Below are 3480 nucleotides of genomic sequence, written 5' to 3' on the forward strand. Positions count from 1 at the left end.
GGCAGTATGCCTGAGGTCATGACGCAGAGGAAATAGAACGTTTGGAGAATAGCAGAATGTAGCAGCCTGGTTTAGAGCATTGTTACCACTTGCTGTCGTCCAATGCGCTGCCAGGGCAAACCCTGAATTAGTGCCTGTAACTGTTCTGGACTGAGAGCTACGTTTTCACCCTGGTGAACTTTAGCCCAGTGGAATTTTCCCTGTTCCAGCCGCCTGGCACACAGCCAGATGCCTAGTCCATCATGTACCAGCACTTTCATGCGATGGCCACGTTTATTACAGAACAGGTAGGCGCAATGCGGTTTGATTGAGCCAAAGGCTTTCATAATCTGCGCCATGGCCGTATCCATACCCGCACGCATGTCCATGGGCTGGGTAGACAACCAGATTTCATCGATACGGATCATTTGATCAAGCCCTGAAGTAAAAGCAGTAATTCAGTTGCAGACCCCACCGGCCATTCGATTTCGATCATCTGATCCCTTACTGAACCTTGTTCATCATGTAATGGAATCCTAATATGAGCGGTAGCTTTCTTCTCTGGCACAGGTGGCGGAGGTGCTTCTTGTTTGACTGGCGTCGGGTGAAGAATGACGGGAAGGAAGTCGGTCTGTGGAATGGATGAGATTGTTAATGATGGAACCATTGATCTGGACTGACGAATCCATTTATGCAACAGATTGGCATTGATCTGATGTTGCATTGCGACCTTAGCCACCGATGTATCTGGCTGCTGGCATTGCTGAATAAGTTGATGTTTAAATTCAGCCGTGAAGGTTCGACGGGGCTTTTTTAGCGTTGGTGCAGTGTCTATAACTGTCTTTAAATCCATAAATAGGTGTCCACTTAAATTTTAGTGGACACTATCGCGGTATTAATGAGTTAGAAAAAGTGGGGCTCAGCGGACGCTTACTTTTTATATCATAAATTTCCGATTTTTATAATTTTCAAAGTCTATCTTTCAGCTCTTTATACAACAAAGCCGAACTGAAATTAAAAATAGAAATGTAGTTGAGCTGATGCTTGCTCATTTCTTTATTTTTAGTAATTGAGGTGAACATACTGTCAGTACATGGTAGTTATAAGTAACGTGTAACTTTGTTTGCACAAAGATTTGAGTTATGCCAAGTGATGGATTAATTTGTACCTAAAATTTTAAGCTTATCCACTTGCTTTGCAAGCCACTACATTTTATTTACAATCCTATGTTGTGGAAGTAAGGGATCTTGTACTCGCCCAGTATGTTCAACTTGATTATATCTAAAGGACTATTAGGCTTCAATCAAATCAATTTTCCAATTATTCGACTGAATTAACACGTTTAAATCACGTAATTTAAGACTAATATCATCAGCTTGTTTTTGTAATGATGAAACTGGAATAACTTTATGCCACTTTATTTCCCGCGTACTATAACGATCAGATTCACGAGATGTATTACTTATTGCTGCAGTTAGGGTTTTGTGCTGTTCTACAAATTCATCACGTAAAGTCAATAAAGCAAGTAGAGAACGGCCATCATTTAATTTTGTTAAAGCATTAGTTTCATGAATTGCATAACTTAATTTTTGAAATTCTTGAATTAAGGAAAATACTTGTTTTAGTAGTTCATTTGGATCTTCAGATGGTTGATCACCATCTTGTACCAATACATTTGCATTGATACGTTGTTTTAGTGAAATAATTTTTTTTTGTTGATCACTTCGAAGTAAGAGAGCTTCTGCTAATTTCATTTTTCACCTATTAAGCAATTAGAATTAAGTTTTAAACAGCTTATATCCTCATTCTTTAAAGATCAAAAAAATTGCTTTTTTATCTAACTAAAAGGTGTCTACAAAATCGGTGGCTATTCACACAGAACTTGAATTGCCGAATATTAAAGAAGTACGAGAAAAGACTGGCTTAAGCCAAAGTGAATTTGCAGCACGTTTGCATATCAGCGCGAAAACCCTACAAAACTGGGAACAAGGCCGTCGCTATCCAACTGGCCCAGCAGCAACGCTGATCCGCATTCTGGATGCTCATCCAACCTTGATTTAAAAAATTAGATAATAAAAAACCCCGGCATCCTGCCAGGGTTTCTCATATTGGGTTGCTAGGTATGACTCCTGTCTTACCTCACACTCCTGGTGCGATCTTTCTTATTCTTGTTGTTTGGAACATCCTGTTCCCGATGAGTTCATCATAGGAAAATTCCAGTATTCCGGATAGCAGCAAAGAGCCGAGATTGATGTGAGCCAAAGCGTACAAAATAGCCTAAATTTTATCCACAGCAATTGGGGATAGTTTCACAACTTGGATCCGCATGAAATGGGCACTGATTGCCAAATTGATCGTTTTTTAGCCAATTTTACTGGTAAAATGTTACAGATATGCTTAAAAACTCACCAACTTATTACAAAAGCCGATTTTTTGCCTTTTCTTCGTCATGAATAAATTTTTAAGTCATTGATATTTAAATTAATATACAGGTGTACTTCGTATAATCTGTATTATGTTAAATAGGCTAAAAATATACTGTAATTTTAGAGTTTTCTTTTGGATATGATATAAAAATGTACAGACCTAACAGTTTAATTTAAAAGTTAAAAATTGAATAAATTAACAAATATTTTTATGGCTTTAGGAGTATGCCTTTCAATGGAAACATTTGCCGAACCTGTTTTTTCTAATGATTTATTAGCGAAAGCTGAAAATGGAGATACTTCTGCCCAGTTAGAATTAGCTGAGATTTATCTATATGGCCATGGTGTTGATTCAGATGAAAATCAAGCTGAAATTTGGGCTATTAAATCAGCTGAAAATGGAAATATAGCAGCAATGTTTTGGTTAGCCGATGGTTATGTTACATATGCTAAATTAATGGAAGAAGATGACAAAAACGATTCCTTAGAACATTTCCAAAAAGCTTTTAAGTGGTTTCAGAAAGCCTCAGAAAATGGCCATGCTGAATCAATGATTGAATTAGCTGATTTATATACTCGCGAAGATAGCGGAATAGACGTTAATTTTAATAAAGCTTTGGAGCTTCGTGAAAAGGCTGCGAAGTTAGGTAACAAGCAAGCAATGCGAAGTCTTTCCGTTATGTATCGTGATGGTATAGGTATCCCTAAAAATACTGATTTAGCTCAAAGTTGGTGGGATAAATCTGAAAATTAGTTTTAAGATTTCCTAAAATTAACATAATACACGTTATGCCAAGTTAAAACGTTGAGCTTTAAGATACTATTTTTACTATATTTTTAAAAAATTTCGTATAAGCAGTATTATGCTAAGAAGTTAAATTATCTTTAAACAGTTGCTTAGATTCAGTTGAGAGATATCCATGATTGTAAATTTCTTTAAATATTTTTAAAGCAATTTCTATGTCCTGATTAACGTATCGTGCACTCCACTCATCATCAAAAGGTGCAAAGGTATATATTTTTTCAGATAGTACTTCATTTTTATTTATTAAACGAAGGTAAGCATCCGGCTAAC

Annotated in this window: 4 protein-coding genes and 1 pseudogene; 2 read left to right on the forward strand and 3 right to left on the reverse strand. The window is 36.6% G+C overall.

Features of this window, described 5'->3' with window-relative positions; all coding sequences use genetic code 11:
- Positions 1–71: 71 nt before the first annotated feature.
- From tnpB to B3143_RS01435, 3 genes are all read right to left on the reverse strand, one after another.
- Positions 72–407 (reverse strand): IS66 family insertion sequence element accessory protein TnpB, encoded by a 336-nt coding sequence (gene tnpB / locus B3143_RS01425; protein ID WP_004783682.1) that lies wholly within the window; start codon positions 405–407, stop codon positions 72–74.
- A complete protein-coding gene (tnpA, locus tag B3143_RS01430; protein ID WP_175965975.1) occupies positions 404–832 on the reverse strand; it encodes an IS66-like element accessory protein TnpA in 429 nt (142 codons plus the stop codon). The genes tnpB and tnpA overlap by 4 nt, the downstream gene beginning before the upstream one ends.
- 439 nt (positions 833–1271) lie before the next feature.
- Positions 1272–1733, reverse strand: coding sequence for a DIP1984 family protein (locus B3143_RS01435; protein WP_000761345.1), 462 nt, complete (start codon positions 1731–1733; stop codon positions 1272–1274).
- A 121-nt stretch (positions 1734–1854) separates the two neighbouring features.
- On the opposite strand from B3143_RS01435, the pseudogene B3143_RS01440 reads away from it, so the two are divergent.
- Positions 1855–2040, forward strand: a pseudogene (locus tag B3143_RS01440) (helix-turn-helix domain-containing protein); the annotation flags it as partial.
- Between the two features lie 600 nt (positions 2041–2640).
- Positions 2641–3159: a tetratricopeptide repeat protein gene (locus B3143_RS01445; protein ID WP_004812221.1), complete on the forward strand. Its 519-nt coding sequence runs from the start codon at positions 2641–2643 to the stop codon at positions 3157–3159.
- The last annotated feature ends 321 nt before the right edge of the window (positions 3160–3480 follow it).

Source organism: Acinetobacter sp. UBA1496 (assembly GCF_002324975.1).
Taxonomy (GTDB): Bacteria; Pseudomonadota; Gammaproteobacteria; order Pseudomonadales; family Moraxellaceae; genus Acinetobacter; species Acinetobacter variabilis.